17 protein-coding genes are annotated in these 17,433 nt (G+C 70.7%); 14 read left to right on the forward strand and 3 right to left on the reverse strand.

What is annotated here, in order from left to right; all coding sequences use genetic code 11:
• The first annotated feature begins 80 nt into the window (after positions 1-80).
• From ACZ7J0_RS08015 to ACZ7J0_RS08065, 11 genes are all read left to right on the forward strand, one after another.
• A complete protein-coding gene (locus tag ACZ7J0_RS08015) occupies positions 81-1,367 on the forward strand; it encodes an MFS transporter (RefSeq protein WP_470885046.1) in 1,287 nt (428 codons plus the stop codon).
• 9 nt (positions 1,368-1,376) lie between these two features.
• Positions 1,377-2,639: an ATP-grasp domain-containing protein gene (locus ACZ7J0_RS08020; RefSeq protein ID WP_470885048.1), complete on the forward strand. Its 1,263-nt coding sequence runs from the start codon at positions 1,377-1,379 to the stop codon at positions 2,637-2,639.
• A gap of 14 nt (positions 2,640-2,653) precedes the next feature.
• Complete coding sequence (gene ddaH, locus ACZ7J0_RS08025) at positions 2,654-3,460, forward strand: dimethylargininase (protein ID WP_470885050.1); 807 nt, start codon at positions 2,654-2,656, stop codon at positions 3,458-3,460.
• A gap of 49 nt (positions 3,461-3,509) precedes the next feature.
• Positions 3,510-3,839: an avidin-fold protein gene (locus ACZ7J0_RS08030; protein ID WP_468706116.1), complete on the forward strand. Its 330-nt coding sequence runs from the start codon at positions 3,510-3,512 to the stop codon at positions 3,837-3,839.
• Positions 3,836-5,641 carry an ABC transporter substrate-binding protein gene (locus ACZ7J0_RS08035; protein ID WP_470885053.1) on the forward strand — a complete coding sequence of 602 codons (1,806 nt, stop codon included), beginning with the start codon at positions 3,836-3,838 and terminating at the stop codon, positions 5,639-5,641. The genes ACZ7J0_RS08030 and ACZ7J0_RS08035 overlap by 4 nt, the downstream gene beginning before the upstream one ends.
• Entirely contained in the window at positions 5,613-6,131 is a 519-nt protein-coding gene (locus tag ACZ7J0_RS08040) for a YbaK/EbsC family protein (protein WP_470885055.1), read from the forward strand. The genes ACZ7J0_RS08035 and ACZ7J0_RS08040 overlap by 29 nt, the downstream gene beginning before the upstream one ends.
• Positions 6,121-7,368 (forward strand): ATP-grasp domain-containing protein, encoded by a 1,248-nt coding sequence (locus ACZ7J0_RS08045; protein WP_470885057.1) that lies wholly within the window; start codon positions 6,121-6,123, stop codon positions 7,366-7,368. Before ACZ7J0_RS08040 ends, ACZ7J0_RS08045 begins: the two co-directional genes overlap by 11 nt.
• Positions 7,361-8,530 (forward strand): NAD(P)/FAD-dependent oxidoreductase, encoded by a 1,170-nt coding sequence (locus ACZ7J0_RS08050; protein ID WP_470885059.1) that lies wholly within the window; start codon positions 7,361-7,363, stop codon positions 8,528-8,530. The genes ACZ7J0_RS08045 and ACZ7J0_RS08050 overlap by 8 nt, the downstream gene beginning before the upstream one ends.
• Before the next feature lie 64 nt (positions 8,531-8,594).
• On the forward strand, positions 8,595-11,186 hold the full coding sequence (pepN, locus tag ACZ7J0_RS08055; RefSeq protein ID WP_470885061.1) for an aminopeptidase N: 2,592 nt from the start codon (positions 8,595-8,597) through the stop codon (positions 11,184-11,186).
• Positions 11,187-11,258: 72 nt separating this feature from the next.
• Positions 11,259-12,065 carry a helix-turn-helix domain-containing protein gene (locus ACZ7J0_RS08060; RefSeq protein ID WP_470885063.1) on the forward strand — a complete coding sequence of 269 codons (807 nt, stop codon included), beginning with the start codon at positions 11,259-11,261 and terminating at the stop codon, positions 12,063-12,065.
• Positions 12,066-12,068: 3 nt separating this feature from the next.
• Complete coding sequence (locus ACZ7J0_RS08065; protein WP_470885065.1) at positions 12,069-12,308, forward strand: DUF397 domain-containing protein; 240 nt, start codon at positions 12,069-12,071, stop codon at positions 12,306-12,308.
• Here the strand turns inward: ACZ7J0_RS08065 and ACZ7J0_RS08070 are convergent.
• Positions 12,280-13,134 carry a helix-turn-helix transcriptional regulator gene (locus ACZ7J0_RS08070; RefSeq protein WP_470885067.1) on the reverse strand — a complete coding sequence of 285 codons (855 nt, stop codon included), beginning with the start codon at positions 13,132-13,134 and terminating at the stop codon, positions 12,280-12,282. The genes ACZ7J0_RS08065 and ACZ7J0_RS08070 overlap by 29 nt on opposite strands.
• Positions 13,135-13,559: 425 nt before the next feature.
• Between ACZ7J0_RS08070 and ACZ7J0_RS08075 the strand changes: the two genes are divergently transcribed.
• Positions 13,560-14,201, forward strand: coding sequence for a hypothetical protein (locus ACZ7J0_RS08075; RefSeq protein ID WP_470885069.1), 642 nt, complete (start codon positions 13,560-13,562; stop codon positions 14,199-14,201).
• On the opposite strand, the gene ACZ7J0_RS08080 is transcribed toward ACZ7J0_RS08075, so the two are convergent.
• The gene (locus ACZ7J0_RS08080; RefSeq protein WP_470885070.1) at positions 14,174-14,965 is read right to left on the reverse strand and encodes a CbtA family protein; all 792 of its coding nucleotides are present in this window, start codon (positions 14,963-14,965) and stop codon (positions 14,174-14,176) included. The two genes, ACZ7J0_RS08075 and ACZ7J0_RS08080, sit on opposite strands and share 28 nt — an antisense overlap.
• A 14-nt stretch (positions 14,966-14,979) precedes the next feature.
• Positions 14,980-15,204: a CbtB domain-containing protein gene (locus ACZ7J0_RS08085; protein WP_469118608.1), complete on the reverse strand. Its 225-nt coding sequence runs from the start codon at positions 15,202-15,204 to the stop codon at positions 14,980-14,982.
• Between the two features lie 277 nt (positions 15,205-15,481).
• Here ACZ7J0_RS08085 and ACZ7J0_RS08090 point away from each other — a divergent pair, with 277 nt between their 5' ends.
• Positions 15,482-16,051, forward strand: coding sequence for a histidine phosphatase family protein (locus ACZ7J0_RS08090; protein ID WP_470885073.1), 570 nt, complete (start codon positions 15,482-15,484; stop codon positions 16,049-16,051).
• An 88-nt stretch (positions 16,052-16,139) separates the two neighbouring features.
• On the forward strand, positions 16,140-17,222 hold the full coding sequence (corA, locus tag ACZ7J0_RS08095) for a magnesium/cobalt transporter CorA (protein ID WP_470885075.1): 1,083 nt from the start codon (positions 16,140-16,142) through the stop codon (positions 17,220-17,222).
• Positions 17,223-17,433 lie beyond the last annotated feature (211 nt).

Here is a 17,433-nt window from a genome sequence, read left to right on the forward strand (position 1 = left end):
CGACGCGTCCCGTCCCCACCGCCTCCCCGCACCCCCGTCCCCCCGCATCCCCTCCGTACGTATCAGTCCCGAGGAGCATCGTGTCCACTGCATCCGCAGCGACGGGCAATCCCGTCACGCCTGGAGTCAACCGCGCCGAGCGGTTGCTTCTCCCGGCGACCTTCATCACCAACCTCGGCAACGGCATCCAGCTGACCGCCGCCACGTATCTCGTCTTCACCGACCAGAACACCATGCTCTCGGTCAGCTGGCTGGTCATCGCCGTCATGGCGCCGCAGGTCGCCCTGTCGCTGTTCTTCGGCAAGCTCGCCGACCGCTTCGACCGCCGCATGCTGGCCGTCATCTCGGACGTCGTCAGCGCCGTCGCCGCACTGGCCCTGCCGGTCGCGCTCTTCATGGGCGGTTCGCCGGACGTCGTGTCGTACGTGGCGAGCGCCGTGCTCGCGGTGTCGGCCGCGCTGTTCATGCCGGCCAGCAACGCGCTCATCAAGGAGCGCATCCCCGAGGCCCGGCTCGGCCGGTTCAACGGCAACTTCGAAGTGGCGCTCCAGGCGGGCACGCTGCTCTCGGCGGCCGTCGGTGGTTTCTTCATCGCCGCCTTCGGTGTGCAGCCGGTCTTCTACTTCAACGCCGTCACCTTCGCGCTCTCCGCGGCGCTGCTGTTCTTCATCGGCCGCCGTCCGGCGGTCAGCGCCGAGGCGGCCGCGTCGGCCGCCGCGAAGGCCGCCGCCTCCGACGTCGCCCACGCCAACGGCTCCAACCGTCCGCCGCTGAAGCGTCTGGCCCTGCTCTACGCGCTGGGCAACATCGTCATCATCGTCGGCAACAGCATCCTGCTGATCCTGGTCGTGGACACCTTCAACAGCACGGTCGGTGTCCTCGGCATCGTCGACGCCCTGTTCGGCATCGGCGCGCTGATGGCGGGCTTCGTGTTCAAGAAGGCCAGTGCCCGGGCCACGACCCTGAAGGTCGCGCTCGCCGGATACATCTCCTTCTCCGTGGTGCTGGCCCTGGAGACCACGCACCTGTGGATCATGATGGCCGTCATCCCGCTGGCCGGCATCACCTTCTGCGTCGCCCGCATCGCGGCCCGTACGGCCCTGATGACCGCGGCGCCCGAGCACCGGGCCGGCTTCATCTTCGGTGCCACCAACGCCTTCGGGCTCGGCGCCGGAACGGTCGCCACCGTGCTGATCTCGCTCCTGGTCGACAAGGTCGACGACGCCCGCCCCGGCTACTGGATCCTGGCCGGTCTCATCTCGGTCCTGGCGGTCGTCCTGGTCACCAGCCTGTCCATCAAGAAGGCCTCCGCCCCCGTCGCCGGTCCGGCCACCGCCGAGACCCCGGTGGCCGAGACCACCGCCTGAGGGGACGTCATGACCGTCAGACTGCTCGCGCTGGAAGCCAGCCAGAACGCCACCTACTACCTCTCCCGCTACCAGCAGATCGAGGGGCTCGGAGCGGAGCTGTACGTCCTGAACGGCGAGGGCACGGAGGGCTTCTGGCCCGCCGACCGCTATCGGATCGCCGGCTCCAAGAAGATCGACGACATCATCGAGGTGGCCCGCGGCTGGCACGCCGAGGTCGGGTTCGAGGGGGTGCTCACCTTCTCCGAGTCCGGTGTGGTCGCGGTGGCCGCCGTGGCCGACGCCCTGGGCCTGCCGAGCGTGGGCACCGAAGCCGCCCGCACCAGCCGCAACAAGCTCCTGATGCGCCAGGCCCACGCCGAGGGCGGGGTGCCGCACCCGGCCTTCCGGTTCGTGGGTGACGTGGAGGCGGCGCTCGCCGCGGCGGAGGAGGTCGGCTACCCGCTGATCCTGAAGCCCACCCTGGGCGCCGCGAGCAACTTCGTCTTCCGCGTCGACAGCGCGGACGAGCTGCGCGAGCGCTACCAGGACGCGGTCCGCGGCATCCGGACCATGTCCTGGGCGCTGATGGAGGCCGACGGACTCGACCTCGGTCCGCACGGACTGCTGATCGAGTCCTTCCTGGACGGCCACGAGCATCTGATCGAGGCCGTGGCCTGGGACGACGAGGTGTACCTCGGTTCGATCGTGGACCGGGTCACCGTCGAGGGCGGCACCTTCGACGACGACGTGCACCATGCCCCGACCGCCCTCACCGGCGATCAGGTGGCGGCCGTGCACCGGGCCGTACGGGCCGCCGTGCACGCCCAGGGGCTGCGCCGCGCGGTCCTGCACGCGGAGGTCCGGTTCCACCAGGGGGAGCCGTTCATCCTGGAGATCGCGGTCCGCCCCGGCGGCGGCGGTCTCGACCACATGGCGCGCATCAGCGCCGGTCACGACCCGATCCGGGCCGTCCTCGACGTGGCCAGGGGGGTGCGGCCGGATGTGTCGCACTACTCCCCGACCGAGCGGCACACCGCCGCCATGTGCCTCGTCAGCGGCGCGGGTGTCATCGAGTCCGTCGAGGTGCCCGACGAGGTCGCGCAGGCCGACGGACTCATGTTCCTCAAGATCACTGCCAAGCCCGGCGACCTCATCAGGCGCCCGCCGGACGGCAACAACATCCTCGGATTCCTGGGTGCCACCGGCACCTCGTTCGACGATGCGATGCGGCTGGCCACGGACCTGGCCACCCGGATCAGAACCACTCTCACCGATCCCAGCACGACCTGACTGGAGCAGATCACATGCGCGCGAAGAAGACCCACCGTTACCTGATGTGCCGTCCGACCCACTTCGAGGTCACCTATTCGATCAACCCGTGGATGGAGCCGGAGAAGCCCGTCGACACGGGCCTGGCGCTCGCCCAGTGGGAGCGGATGCGGGACCTGTACCTGCAGTTCGGCCACGAGGTCGAGTTCATCGACCCGGTCGAGGGCCTGCCGGACATGGTGTTCTCGGCCAACGGGGCAACGGTGATCGACGGGAAGGTCCTCCTCGCCCGTTTCCGCCACAAGGAGCGTGCGGCCGAGGCGCCGGCGTACCAGAAGTGGTTCGGCGAGAACGGCTTCGACGAGGTGCTCGACCCCGAGCACGTCAACGAGGGCGAGGGCGACTTCCTGCTGGTGGGCGAGCGGATCCTGGCCGGTACCGGCTTCCGCAGCGACCCGGTCGCCCATGACGAACTTCGCGCCTTCTTCGGCCGGGAGGTCGTCGGGCTGACCCTGGTCGACCCGCGCTTCTACCACCTGGACACCGCCCTCGGCGTCCTGGCCGAGGACCAGGTCATGTACTACCCGGGGGCGTTCTCCGAGGAGAGCCGGAAGGTCCTGGAGACGCTCTACCCCGACGCGATCATCGCCACCGAGGCGGACGCCGAGGTGTTCGGGCTCAACGCGGTCAGCGACGGTTTCCATGTCGTCCTGCCGCAAGCGGCCACCCACCTCATCGAGGAGCTGCGGGCCCACGGCTTCGAGCCGCACGGCGTGGAGGTCTCCGAACTCCTCAAGGCCGGCGGCGCCGTGAAGTGCTGCACCTTGGAAATCCGCCAGTAGCGGCTGAGCCGCACCACTCATCCATCGACGAGACCAGGAAGGTCATCCCGTGGTCGACTACGACGGCCGACTGTTCCGCAACACGGCCTATGCACCCGGATCCGCCCCCACCGCCCGCTACCACCAGGCAGGGGAGCTGCTGTGGGGCGACTTCGCCGGCGGCAATGTCCGCCGGGGTGCGCTGAGCGGCCGCGCGGATGCGGACGGACGCCTTGAATTCACGTACACCATGGTCCTCGTCGATGGCGAGGTGGTCGCCGGGCGGTGCTGGAGCACTCCCGAGGTCCTCGCGGACGGACGCATCCGTCTGCGGGAGACCTGGGAGCGCTACGGCGACCGTCCCGACCGCGGCGAATCGGAACTGGAGGAGATCCAGTGACGGGCGCCGCACCCGCGGCGCGGCCGCTCAGCGGCGGCAGCGTGACGTGGGCCTGCACCAACGGCTTCTCGCCGGTGTTCATCTTCCCGTTCACCCCGGGTGACTACTACGGCATCGCCAATCTGCACGAGTTCCAGACGCTCATGTACCGGCCGCTGTACTGGTACGGCTCGCACGGCAGCCCCACGGTGGACTACGAGCGCAGCCTCGCGGGGCCGCCGGAGTGGGACGACGACGGGCGGACCGCCACGCTGACCATCAAGCCCTACAAGTGGTCCAACGGCGAGACGGTCGACGCCGACAGCGTGATGTTCTGGATGCATCTGCTGGAGGCGGAGAAGGAGAAGTTCGGCGGCTACTCGCCGGGCTTCTTCCCCGACAACCTCACCGGATACCGCAAGGTCGCCGACGACAAGGTCTCCTTCACCTTCGACCGGGTCTACTCGCAGAACTGGGTGCTCATGAACCAGTTCAGCACCATCACCCCGCTGCCGAAGGCCTGGGACCGGACGGAGGACGGGCCGGCCGACGCCACGCACGACCCGGCGCAGGCGTCCGCGGTCCACGCCTATCTCCGCGCCCGCAACGACGAGCGGACGACCTGGGACAGCAGCCCGATCTGGGGGGTGGTCAACGGCCCCTGGAAACTGGCTCGTTACACCATCGACGGGGTCTCCGGGGAAGCCGTCCTGGTCCGCAACGATAACTACTCGGGCAGTGACAAGCCGCACCTGGACGAGTTCCGTCTCCTTCCCACCGGGTCGGACGCCGATCAGTACGAGGCGCTGCGGCGGGGCCCGCGGGGCGAGGGCGCGGTCCAGATCGGCTTCCTGCCGTTCGACGAGGTGACCGAGGACGGCGACCCGACCACGGGCGGCCCCAACCCGCTCGAGGACGACTACACCCTGGTCCCCCAACTCACTTACAAGATCCATTACTTCCCGATCAACTTCAACAACCCGACGGTCGCCGGGCGGATCTTCAAGGAGCTCTACTTCCGCCAGGCGCTCCAGTCCACACTCGACTCGCGCGGCGCCATCCGTGACGTCTACAAGGGGTACGGCTACCCGACGACGGGCCCCATCCCGGTGCTCCCGGACAGCGAGCTCCTCTCGCCGGCGCGCAAGGACGACCCGTACCCCTTCGACGTCGAGCGGGCACGCCGGTACCTGACGGACAACGGCTGGGACGTGTCCTCCGTCCCCGGCGTCTGCGTCCGGCCCGGCACCGGGCCGGGCGAGGCGGGGGAGGGCGTCCCGGCCGGCACCGAACTCCGCTTCTCCATGCGGTACGCCGCGGGGCACCCCACGCTCACCGAGGTGATGCGGAAGTTCGCGGCCGACGCCGCCGAGGCCGGCATCCTGCTGGAACTCTCCGAGGTCGAGGCGAGCGTCCTGGTCCTCGAGGACACCACCTGTGTGCCGGGTCCCGACTCGCCCTGTCTGTGGCAGTTCAGCGACTGGAACGGCGGCTGGGGTTACGGCCCCGGCTTCTACCCCACCGGCGAGGCGCTGTACGCGAGCGGCTCCCCGGTCAACTTCGGCAGCTACAGCGACGCGCACGCCGACGAGCTGATCGCCAGGACCGTCGCCGGGGACCGGCTGGAGGACCTGTACGCGTACCAGGACTACATCGCCGAACAGGTCCCGGTGATCTGGATGCCCAACTTCCCCTTCCGGTTGCTGGAAGTCGCCAAAAACCTCCGGGGTGTGACGCCGATCAACCCGTTCGGCCTGATCAACCCCGAGGACTGGTACTACGTCGAGGAGCCCCATGTATCACCGGTTGATAGCACTCCTTGACGCCCGCCGTGCGGCCTACCGGCTGATCGACCACCCGGCCGAGGGCCGCACGGACCTCGCGAGCATCCTGCGGGGCCACCCGCTGTCGCAGGCGGCCAAGTGCATCGTCGTGCGGGTGAGTGTGACCAAGCGCCAGCGGCGCTATGTGCTCGCGGTGGTCCCCGGCGACCGTCAGGTGGACCTGGACGCCGTGAGCCGCCTGGCGGGCGGCACCAAGGCCGCCTTCGCCACCCGTGAGGTGGCCGAGCGGATGGCGGGAAGCGTCAGCGGCTCGATCATGCCCTTCTCCTTCGACCCCGACCTCGACCTCGTCGTCGACCGCAGTCTGCTGGTCCACGACGAGATCTTCTTCAACGCGGCACGTCTCGACCGGTCCGTGGCCGTCGCCACCACCGACTATCTCGCGCTGGCAGGGCCGCGCGTGGCCGAGATCGCCGCCGACCGACGACCGATGACTTTGGTGACCACTGGAGGTAGCGATGAGCGATGAAGGTGTGGTGTTGCTGGTCGGCAGCGGCGGCCGCGCGTACCGGGAGTACCTCCTGGCAGGGGCGGCCCGCCGGGCCCCCGTCTGGCTCCTGGACGCCGCCGGGCCGACCTGGCAGAAGGAGTACGTGGCCGGGAGCACGGTGGTCCCGCTGCGCGACCGGGCCCGGCTCATCCCGGACCAGGAGGGCCTGATCGCGGCCGCCGAGGCGGTGGCCAGGACCCGCGAGGTGAAGGGGGTCTTCTCCTACGACGAGACCCAGGTGGTCGCCACCGCGCACATCGCGGAGCGGCTCGGCCTTCCCGGGCTGACGGTCCGCGGTGTGGAGAACTGCCGCAACAAGCATCTGAGCCGGCAGGTACTGACCGACGCCGGGCTGGTGCAGCCCCGGTTCGCCTATGTGACGGACCTGGAGGACGCCCGCGCGGCGGCCCGGTCCTTCGGCTACCCCGTCGTGCTCAAGCCGCGCGGCATGGGCGCCAGCATCGGCGTCGTACGGATCGACGACGAGTCCGGCCTGGCGGCCGGCTTCGAGGTGGCGGACGCGGCCGGCCACGGCGGCTCGCCCTCGTACGAAGGCGGCGTCCTGGTCGAGGAGTTCCTCGACGGGCCCGAGATCAGTGTGGACGGCGCGGTCTTCGACGGTGACTACACCCCGCTGTTCCTCGCCCGCAAGGAGACCGGTCTGGCTCCCTACTTCGAGGAGACCGGGCACGTGGTGAGCGCCACCGACCCGCTGCTGACCGACCAGGAACTGATCGGCATGCTCGCCACCGCGCACCGGGCGCTCGGCGTCGGCTACGGGATCACGCACACCGAGGTGAAGCTCACCCGGCGCGGTCCGGCCATCGTGGAGGTCAACGCGCGTCTGGGCGGCGACCTCATCCCGTACCTCGGCCGACTGGCCACCGGGATCGACCCGGGTTCCCTCGCCGTGGACGTGGCGACCGGTACCCGTCCGGTGCCCGTGCCCGAGCGGGCGACGACCGTCGGGATCCGCTTCCTCTACCCGGCGGCGAACGGCACGCTCCGCTCGGTCTCCCTGCCCGCGCCGGCGGACGCCGAAGGCCTCGTCGAGGCGAAGACGCTGGCCGAGCCCGGGGCCCGGCTGCTGCTGCCGCCGGACGGCTATCTCACCCGGTACGCGTACGTCGTCGCCGAAGGCGCCGACAAGGACGCCGTCGACACCGCTCTCGGCAAGTCCGCGGCCCTGACCACGGCGGTGCTGGACGATGACTGACGCACGCGACCCCGGCCGCCGCCGTATCGCGGTGGTCGGTGCCGGACTCGCCGGCACCCTGCTGACCTGGCGCCTGTCCCGGGCGCCGTACCGCTCCAAGGTGGACCTGTTCACCGGCGGATTCACCGACCAGTACCCGGGCGGGCACCCGGGCAAGGCCGCCGCCCCCGGCCGCACCGCGGCCACGGCCCCCGACGCCACCGGCGCGTCCGGCGGCCTGGTCCGGGGATTCGAGAGGCACCCCCACTCGGCGACGCTGGCCGCCGCCAGCCTGGCCGAACTCCTCGGCGACGCCCGGCTCAACCGCTGGGCGGAGTACCGCGAGACCGGCTCGGTCTACGTCCTGCCCTCCGAGAGCGAGGTCCCCGACCTCGCCGGTCTGGTCGACTCCGTCGAGCAGTGGATGCCCGGCGGGATCCGGGTCGAGACGCTGGAGGAACTGCGCCGCCACTACCCCTTCCGGGGCCTTCCCGACACGGCCGTCGGCATCGTCGAGCCCCGGGGCGGATACATCTCGCCCGCCTCGTTCCGGGACGCCGTCCTCGCCTGCCTCGCGGGCTCCGCCGACCTGGCGGACCTGGTGCGCACCCCGGTCAGCACGGTCACACCGGAGCTCACGGTGCGGCTCGCCGACGGGACGGTCCGGGAGTACGACACCGTCGTCGTCGCCGTCGGCGCCTGGACGCCCCGGCTGCTCACCGCCAGCGGCCTCACCGATCCGGGACTGCGGACCAAACACATCCAGTACACCCTCTTCCCGGGAGCCGCCCCCGAACTGGGCTGCTTCACCGACGACATCAGCGGCCTGTACGGCAGGACCGCGGGAAACAACGGACTGCTGCTCGGGCTGCCCAGCGACCGCTGGGGCGTGGACCCCGACCGGCTGCGGATCGATTGCGAACTCGCGGCCAGGGTCCGGCTCGTGGCCAACATCCGGCTCGGTCTCGACCTGCCGTCGACGGGCAGCGCCCTGGTGCACACCGTCGCCGCCGCCGACTGCTACCACGACCCGGCGGGGCTCGCCCTGCGGCCGGTGTCCGAGGTGGCCGGGCTGTTCAGCTTCACCGGCGGCAGTGGCGGCGCGGCCAAGACGGCCCTGGCCGCCAGCCGGATCGCGGCCACCGCGCTCACCGGCTCGCGGGTTCCGGCGCTCACCGCCTGACCCGTCCGCCGACGAGTCTCCCCCCGACTCGTCCTTCCCCCGTAACGCCGAAGGAGCCTCCCCCGTGACCGGCACCAATCTGACCCATGAGGAAGCGAGCGTCCGCGGCGCGCTGCTCGACGTGACGTCGTACGAGGTGGAACTCGACCTCACGCGCGGCGCGGACACCTTCCGCTCCACCACCACGCTCACCTTCACGGCCCGCCAGGACGACGCCGCCGACGCGCCGTCGACCTTCGCGGACCTGCTGGCGACCCATGTCCACGAGATCACCCTCAATGGGCGGTCGCTCGACCCCGCGGCCGTCCTCCGCGACGAGCGGATCGCACTGGACGGGCTGGCCGCCGAGAACGTGCTGCGGGTCGTGGCGGACTGCGCGTACACCAACTCGGGTGCCGGACTGCACCGCTCCGTCGACCCGGTGGACGGCCGGGTCTATCTCTTCACCCACTTCGAGGTGCAGGAGGCCCGCCGGGTCTTCACCACCTTCGAACAGCCCGATCTGAAGGCCCCGTTCACCTTCACCGTGACCGCACCCGCCGGCTGGACGGTCTTCTCCGCCTCCCCCACACCCGAGCCGCAGCCGGTGTCGGCCGACGCCGCCGTCTGGCGGTTCGCGCCGACGCCGCCGCTGCCCACCTATCTGACCTCGCTCGCGGCGGGCGACTACCACGTGGTGGGCGACAACTACACCGCCAAGTCCGGGCAGGAGATCCCGCTGCGGGTGGCCGCCCGTGCCTCGGTGGCCGACCATCTGGACGCCGACGAGATCTTCGACATCACCAAGCGCGGCCTCGACTACTACCTCGAGGTCTTCGACACCGCCTTCCCCTTCGCCAAGTACGACCAGATCTTCGTGCCCGAGTACAACCTCAGCGCCATGGAGAACGCGGCGACGGTGATCCTGCGGGAGACGTTCGTCTTCCGGTCCAAGGTGACCGACGCGGTGCGCCACCGGCGCGCCGCGACGATGCTGCACGAGATGGCCCACATGTGGTTCGGCGATCTCGTGACGATGCGCTGGTGGGACGACATCTGGCTGAAGGAGACGTTCGCCACCTACATGTCGGTGCGCGCCCAGGTGGCGACGACCCCCTGGACCGACTCCTGGACCGGATTCGCCAACGCCGACAAGGCCAATGCCTACCGCCAGGACCAGCTGCCGTCCACCCATCCCATCGCGAGCCCCGCGGGCGACATCGAGCAGGCGCTGGAGAACTTCGACCACATCACCTACTACAAGGGCGCCTCGGCCATCAAGCAGCTGGTGACCTGGGTGGGCGACGAGGCGTTCTTCGCCGGAATGCGGAAGTACTTCGCCGCGCACGAGTGGGGCAACAGCACCCTCGCCGATCTGCTCGGCGCGCTGGAGGAGGCCTCGGGCCGTGACCTGGGCGCATGGTCGCGCGAATGGCTGGGGCAGGCGGGCGTGAACACGCTGCGGCCCGAGTACACCCTCGACGCCGACGGCGCTTTCGCCTCGTTCACCGTCCTCCAGGAGGCGCCCGCCGAGCACCCCGCGCTGCGCTCGCACCGGCTGGCCGTGGGCCTCTATTCCCGCCGGGACTCCGGCCTGGAGCGCGTCGGCCGGGTCGAGGTGGATGTGACCGGGGCCCGCACCGAGGTCCCGGCGCTCATCGGCACCGCCAGGCCCGACGTGGTGCTGCTCAACGACGACGACCTCACCTACGCCCTGCTCCGGCTCGACCCGCACTCACTGGCCACGCTCCTCGATTCCCCGCGCGGCATCGGTGAGTTCGCCGACGGGCTGCCGCGCGCCCTGAGCTGGGCCGCCGCCTGGGACATGGTCCGGGCCGGCGAACTGGCCGCCCGCGACTACATCCGCCTGGTCCTGGCCGGCGCGGACAGCGAGACCGACACCGAGGTCGTCCAGACCCTGCACAGCTCCCTGCTGACCGGCCTCGACCAGTACGTCGCCCCCGAGGCACGGCAGCACATGAGCGACACCGTGGCCGACGCGGCGCGGCAGCGGCTGTCCTCCTCGGTGCCCGGCAGTGACATCCAGCTCTCCTGGGCACTGCTGCTGGCGCGGGTGGCGAACCGCCCCGCCGACCTGCGGCTGCTCGCGGACCTGCGCGAGGGCACCGTCGCGGTCGACGGCCTCGTCGTCGACGCCGAACTGCGCTGGGCCCTGCTGGCCGCGCTGGTACGGGCGGGAGAGGCGGGAAAGGCCGAGATCGAGGCCGAGCGGGAGCGGGACGGCACCACGACGGGCGCGGAGAACGCGGCCGGGGCGCTGGCCGCGCGGCCGGACCCGCTCGCCAGGGCCGAGGCGTGGGAGGCCGCGGTGCGCGGTGAGGTCAGCAACGGCACCCAGCGTGCCCTGATCGGCGGCCCGTTCAGCTCCATCGGCCTCGGGGTCGTCCAGGGCGGCCGGCCCGAGTTGCTGCGCGACCACGCCGAGCGGTACTTCGCCGAGATCGGCCGGATCTGGTCCGAACGCTCGCCGGAGGTGGCCCGCAATGTCGTGATCGGTCTCTATCCCCGGCTGCTGGTCGAGCAGGAGACCGTCGACCGTACCGACGCCCATCTCGCCCAGGAGACGCCCGCCGCCCTGCGCCGGCTGCTGATCGAGGGACGCGACGAGGTCATCCGCTCGCTGCGTGCGCGGCGGGTCGACGCGGCACGCGGCTGAGTCCCCATCCGGGCAGATCGCGGCCAGGCGGGCCGCGACGCCGGCGAGCAGGAAGGGAGGGGTGACCCGTTGATGAACACCCATGACGTACCGGACCCCAGATCGTCCGTGCTGGCCCACTTCTCCTCGGAGCTGCTCCAGTTGCGGACCAGGGAGCGGCTGTCCCAGCCGGAGCTGGCGAGGATGGTGGGTGTGGTGCAGGCGGTGCTGGGTGAGATCGAGACCGCGAAGCGGATCCCCGATCTCCCCTTCGCCGTGCGCCTCGACGAACTCTTCGCCACCCATGGGCACTTCCAGAGGCTGTGGCCACGGGTGGTGAAGTACGCCTACCCGGCGTGGTTCAGGCCGTTCGTCGAGAAGGAGGCGTCGGCCGGGCTGATCCGCACGTTCCAGGCGCAGTTCGTTCCCGGTCTGCTGCAGACCGAGGACTACGCGCGGTCCGTCCTCTCCTCGGGTCCGCTCGGCGCCGTGGAGGACCTGGTGACCGCGCGCCTGGCGCGCCAGAGGGTCCTGGCCCGGAAGAACCCGCCGGTGCTGCTGTCGGTGCTCGACGAGAGCGTGCTGCGCCGGGAGATCGGGGGCCGTGCGGTGATGCGGTCCCAGCTGGGCCGGCTGCTCGACGCGTCCGCCACGCCGGGCACCGTGATCCAGGTGATCCCCTACGCGTCCGGGGCGCACGCGGGGTACGGCTCGTTCACCGTGCTCTCCTCGGTGCACGGGGACGACACGGGATACGAGGACGGCTGCTTCCGCGGCCGGATCCTCGTCGAGCCGGACGAGCTCCAGGCCGCCGTCGAGACGCACGAACTACTGCGCAGGACCGCTCTCGCGCCCGAGGCCTCACGGGAGCTGATCACGACCGTCATGAAGGAGCTGTAACCGATGTCCGACGCACCGCGCCTGTGGGGCGTGACGTGGCGCACCAGCAGTTACAGCAGCGGAAACGGAGGGGACTGCGTCATGGTCGGCGACGGCCTGCGCGACGCGGTCCCCGTACGGGACAGCAAGGTGCCCTCGGGCCGGGTGATCGTCTTCCACGGCCGGGCGTGGTCGGCGTTCGTCGCCGGCCTCGCGGGCGGTCCGGGAGGTGCGCTCAGTTCAGGTGCAGACCGCGTCCGCTGATGTAGCCGGCCTGGAACCGGCTCTCGGCGCCCAGCTGTTCGAAGATCTCCGCGATGTACTTGCGGCACGTCCGCAGGGACACGCCGAGCCGCCGGGCGATCGTCTCGTCCCGCAGGCCCTCGCTGAGTAACCGCAGGATCACCTGATGGGTGTCGTTGAGCTGCGCGGACTCCTCGGATTCGGTGATGGCCTGGCCGAACGGTGTGGCCTGGTCCCAGGAGGAGTTGAACACGCTGTAGAGGAACGCGATCATCGACGGGTCCCGGATGATGGCCGCGGCCCCGGTGACCGAGTGGTGCGGGATGAAGGCGATGGTGCGGTCGAACGAGATGAGCCGGCCGAAGAGTTCGGCACTGGTGCGCACCTCCGCGCCGAGGGCGGTGACCTGGTCGACATAGGTGCGGGTCGGTGCGTGATGGCGGGCCGAGTGCTGATAGAGCGTCCGCATCCGCACTCCCCGCTTGATCAATTCCATGTCGCGGGTGAGGGCCTGCTCCAGCTGCTCCGGCGGACGCCCGCCGCCGGGCTGGCAGGAGATCATCTCCACCTTCGCGCGGGCGCTGGCCTCGTCGACGAGGGAGACCACGTCGGAAGCGGCGCCGAGGACTTCGACGGATGCCGCGGTGGTATTGACGTCCCCGTGAATCGAGTAGAGGTCGGACAACTCGTCGAAATTCTGGCGAGAAATCCTCAGATCGACCATCAGACTGCGGAGCCGTGACTCCGTCGCCGCCAGACGGGCCGCCGCGATCTGCGGGTTGAGTACCCGCCAGAGGGAACTGGAGGAACCCGTTCCCCTTACGTTCTCAACGGGGAATTCCTCCATCAACTGGACAGATGCAAGCCTTTCGAGGGCCTCTTGCGCCGACTCGCGGGAAAGACTCAGGACATCCGCTATTTGATCGACAGCCACCAAGTCGCGTCCGATGGCCCACTTGTAGACCCGCATATGGGTGTCATCAAGCCGCTGACCGGACGCGGGATCACCTATGAAATCCCGTTTGTCCACTATTGCCCCCCGTAACTCGCCCCTCCTGGAGCATAATGGCGCCGCCCCTGCCTCGAGGCAAGCTTTCGGCCACGAGACTCCCAACTCGCTTGCCCGGCACCATTACCGGAGACCGCCGACCGGGCTGAATATTAATACTCTGCTAAACATTTCTACGTTCATCCAGCCGCGTGACCACCCGCAGGGCGCGGCGGCGAGGCCTTTTCCATTTCTCTTCAACTTCTCTTCAATGAGGTGACCCCGTGGACGGACCGACACTCGCCGAACTGCGCCGGGCGGTGACCGCCTTCACCCGCTACACCGCCGCCGAGCGGTCCTGGCGCACGTTCACCGGGGAAACCGCGCCGCACGCCGACCCCGCCCTCGCCGGACACCGCGACGCTCTGCTGCGCTGGCTGAACGCGGCCGGCTGCCGCATCCGCTACCCGCGGGAGGGAGAGCCCGACCTGTTCCACACCGGCATCGCCGGATGGTGGCAGCGCTGGGACACCCGTCTCCCGCTTCCCGGCGTCGCGTTGACGGACCTCACCGATCAGCAGATCGAGTGGACGGGGTCCTGCTTCGAGGAACTGAGCGCGACTCCGGCGGCGCTGGCCCGCCGCCCGCGCCCGCTCGGCCCGACCGCGGCGTCGAAACTCCTGCACGCGCTGCGCCCGCAGGCGCTGATGCCGTGGGACGCGGCCATCGCCCAGGCGCTCCACGGCAGCCGGGACGGCGCCGCCTTCGCCCGGCACCAGACGATCGGCCGCGCGTGGGGCCGGGCGGTACTCAAAGAAGCGGGCGCCGACGAGGCGTCCCTCGCCGGCGCCCTGGGTGTGGCCGGGCGGCCACTGGCCAAGATGCTGGACGACTACTGCTACCTGGTGTTCACCGCGGGCGAGTGAGACGCCAGGACACGCTGGGCCAGTACGCCGAACACGACGCCGAAGACGGCCCAGAGCACGGCCTGAATGGCCAGCGACGCCACCCTGAACTCCCACAGCAGCGCGGCCGGGAACCCGGCCTGGACCGCGTCACCGTTCGACGGCAGGAAGACGAAGGCGACGACCACCGCGGTGACGAAGCCCGCCGCCGCGACGAGGGTCGCGTTCCAGTTGCCGAGGCGGGGCGCCAGCTTGCGGCCGGCGATCACCGCGGCGATGCCCAGCAGCACACTGAGCAGGATCATCAGAAAGAACAGCGTGGTGCGCTTGCCGATGGTGTCCGGATTGCCCACCGCCGGCGGTGTCGCCGGGTACTTCAGGAACGGCACCAGATAGACGGTGGTGAAGGCGGCCGCCGCGGTGAGCGCGGCCGTCGCCCGGGGGCTGAACCGGCCGAGCCGTCCCATGGCGAAGCAGAAGACCAGGGCCGCGATGCCGCCGAGGGCGACGCCGTAGACGAGGACACCGGTCGCCAGCCCCGCGGTCGACTGCACCGCACGGCTGACCAGTTCCTCTTCCTCCTCGGCTTCCTCCCCGGCGGGAGCGGCGCCCGCGCCGTGTCCGGCGTGGGCGTGCTGGGCCGCGGCCTGGGTCTCCTCCACCGCGATGGAGCCGTCCACCGGGGGCTCACCGACCGCGTAGGCGACGGCGAAGGCGAACAGTCCGGCGATCAGGCCCGCGAGCATGCCGCGGACCAGGAGGCCTCTGACAGTTGAGGCGTACATGTGCTCGGCGCCTCTCAGTGGCAGGGGAAGCCGAGCAGGTGACGCCCGTCGTGGACCCATTCGTGCACGTCCGCCCCGGCGAAGACGGACGTGGCTCCCTGCTCGGCGCCCACGAAGTACAGCGCGATCAGCGCCAGAAGACCGACGAACACGGCCCAGGGGAGCACGGCGCGTACGGGCAGCGCCGGCACGGGCAGGGAAGGGGTGGATGCGGAAGCGGAGACGATCGCCTCGGCCATGGGGAACCTCCTCGGGGAACACGCGTCCCATATGGTGGTGCAGGACGACGGTCCACGGGTCTGACTTGCCCCGGCGCCGCCCCTGTCGGGACACCGCCGTGGTTCACAGTGGCGCGACCGTGCCGGATTCTCACCGGACTTCCGTCTCGCCGTCGTCACGATGTTCAGATGTCGCCCGTGACCGTACCGCGCGGAGGGCACCCCGCCAAGAGCGTGAGTCCGGTATCACTCCTGATCACGCCGATCACGCCGCCGCCCCCGGCCCTCTGAAGGAACGATGACCGTACGCATCACGCTCGTGTCCCCGGCCGCCAACCAGGGCCTGCGGGACGTCCGGTTCGACGACGACGGCCCCCTCGACCCGGCGGGCCTCGCGCGTGCCGGGGCGGCGGCGGGCTCCCTCGCCGGGGCCGGGCGGGTGCACGCCTCGCCGTCCGCCCGCTGCCTGCGCACCGCCGAGGCGCTCGGCCTGCGGGCCGCGCCCGCGGACGCCCTCGCCGGCTGCGCGATGGGCAGGTGGAGGGGACGGACCCTGGAGGAGGTCATGGCCGCCGAACCGGACGCCGTCGCCGCGTGGCTGTCCGACCCCGCCGCCGCGCCGCACGGCGGCGAGCCGCTGCGGGACCTGCGCGCCCGGGTCGGCGCCTGGCTCGACGCGCTGCCCGAGGACGCCGGACGTGTCGTCGCCGTCGTCGAACCGGACGTGGTGCGGGCCGCCGTCGTCCACGCCCTGGCCCTCCCCGACGCGACCTTCTGGCGCCTGGACGTCCGCCCGCTCACCGCCACCGACCTCAGCGGCCGGTCCGGACGCTGGAACCTCCGGACGGGCCGGCCGCTGGACGTCTGACGGCCCGGCGCCCCGCCCGTCGGGGCGACGGCGCGGGGCGCCGATGGCACACTGGTCCGCCGGTCGTTTCGAGGAGCCTGCCGTGCCGATGATCCGCAACCTCCGGCGCGTGGTGCGCCGCGCCTACCACCGGACCGTGGACCTTAGCCACCCCGCGCGATCCCCGCTGGGCAGCTCGGTGGTCAACTGCGTGCTGTACGAGGGCGGGGCGCGGCAGACCGGCTCGTGCCCGGCCGAGGAGGCGGTGCGGCGGGCCCGCAAGTCCGGAGCGGGGTTCGTCTGGATCGGGCTGCACGAGCCGTCCGCGGAGGAGTTCGCCGGACTCGCCGAGCTCTTCGGGCTCCATCCGCTGGCCGTGGAGGACGCCGTCCAGGCACATCAGCGGCCGAAGCTGGAGCGGTACGACGACACGCTGTTCGCCGTCTTCAAGACGGTCCGGTACGTGGAGCACGAGGAGCTCACCGCGACCAGCGAGGTGGTCGACACCGGTGAACTGATGGTCTTCACCGGTCCCGACTTCGTGATCACCGTCCGGCACGGCATGCATGGTTCGCTCGGCCCGCTGCGGGAAGAGCTGGAGGCCTCGCCCGAGCAGTTGGCGAAGGGTCCCGCCGCCGTGCTCCACGCGATAGCGGACCATGTCGTGGACGACTACCTGGCCGTCACCGACGCCGTGCGCAACGACCTGGACGCCGTCGAGAGCGCCGTCTTCAGCGAGCAGGCGAGCCGGGGCGACGCGGGCCGGGTCTACCAGCTGAAGCGGGAGCTGCTGGAGCTGAAGCGGGCGGTGGCGCCCCTGGACCGCCCCCTGCAGGCCCTGGCGACCCGGATCCTGCCGCCGGTGGGCCCGGACATGCACCCGTACTTCCGCGACGTGGCCGACCATCTCTCCCGTATCTCCGAGCAGATCGCCTCCTACGACGGCCTCCTGGACTCGATTCTGCAGGCCCACCTGGCGCAGGTGACCGTGGCGCAGAACGAGGACATGCGGAAGATCACGGCGTGGGCGGCGATCGTCGCCGTGCCGACCATGGTCTGTGGGGTGTACGGCATGAACTTCGAGCACATGCCCGAGCTGCGCTGGGCCTACGGCTACTACCTCGTCATGGGTGTGATGGCCGTGGCCTGCTTCCTGCTGCACAGGAGCTTCCGCCGCAACGGCTGGCTGTGACGCCCGTGTCCGGGCGGCGCGTCAGTGGCTTCCCGGACAGCCGGCGGGGCTGTCCTCCTGGCCGCCGACGGAACGGAATCCGGCCATCCCCTCACCCCTAGGCGTCCCCCACCAGCCGGGAGGATGCCCGATTACTGGGGGGTTGCATCTCAGGGCCGGTGTGATTACCGGCCATGCCTAGGCTCGCTCATGTGTTCTCGAACCCAATTCC

Source organism: Streptomyces sp. NPDC038280 (genome assembly GCF_055600045.1).

Coding starts and splice junctions, on each gene's coding strand:
- ACZ7J0_RS08020 (WP_470885048.1), top strand. CDS start 1,377: ATGACCGTCAGACTGCTCGCGCTGGAAGCCAGCCAGAACGCCACCTAC.
- ddaH (WP_470885050.1), top strand. CDS start 2,654: ATGCGCGCGAAGAAGACCCACCGTTACCTGATGTGCCGTCCGACCCAC.
- ACZ7J0_RS08040 (WP_470885055.1), top strand. CDS start 5,613: ATGTATCACCGGTTGATAGCACTCCTTGACGCCCGCCGTGCGGCCTAC.
- ACZ7J0_RS08045 (WP_470885057.1), top strand. CDS start 6,121: ATGAGCGATGAAGGTGTGGTGTTGCTGGTCGGCAGCGGCGGCCGCGCG.
- ACZ7J0_RS08050 (WP_470885059.1), top strand. CDS start 7,361: ATGACTGACGCACGCGACCCCGGCCGCCGCCGTATCGCGGTGGTCGGT.
- ACZ7J0_RS08060 (WP_470885063.1), top strand. CDS start 11,259: ATGAACACCCATGACGTACCGGACCCCAGATCGTCCGTGCTGGCCCAC.
- ACZ7J0_RS08065 (WP_470885065.1), top strand. CDS start 12,069: ATGTCCGACGCACCGCGCCTGTGGGGCGTGACGTGGCGCACCAGCAGT.
- ACZ7J0_RS08070 (WP_470885067.1), bottom strand. CDS start 13,134: ATGGAGGAATTCCCCGTTGAGAACGTAAGGGGAACGGGTTCCTCCAGT.
- ACZ7J0_RS08080 (WP_470885070.1), bottom strand. CDS start 14,965: ATGTACGCCTCAACTGTCAGAGGCCTCCTGGTCCGCGGCATGCTCGCG.
- ACZ7J0_RS08085 (WP_469118608.1), bottom strand. CDS start 15,204: ATGGCCGAGGCGATCGTCTCCGCTTCCGCATCCACCCCTTCCCTGCCC.
- ACZ7J0_RS08090 (WP_470885073.1), top strand. CDS start 15,482: ATGACCGTACGCATCACGCTCGTGTCCCCGGCCGCCAACCAGGGCCTG.
- corA (WP_470885075.1), top strand. CDS start 16,140: ATGATCCGCAACCTCCGGCGCGTGGTGCGCCGCGCCTACCACCGGACC.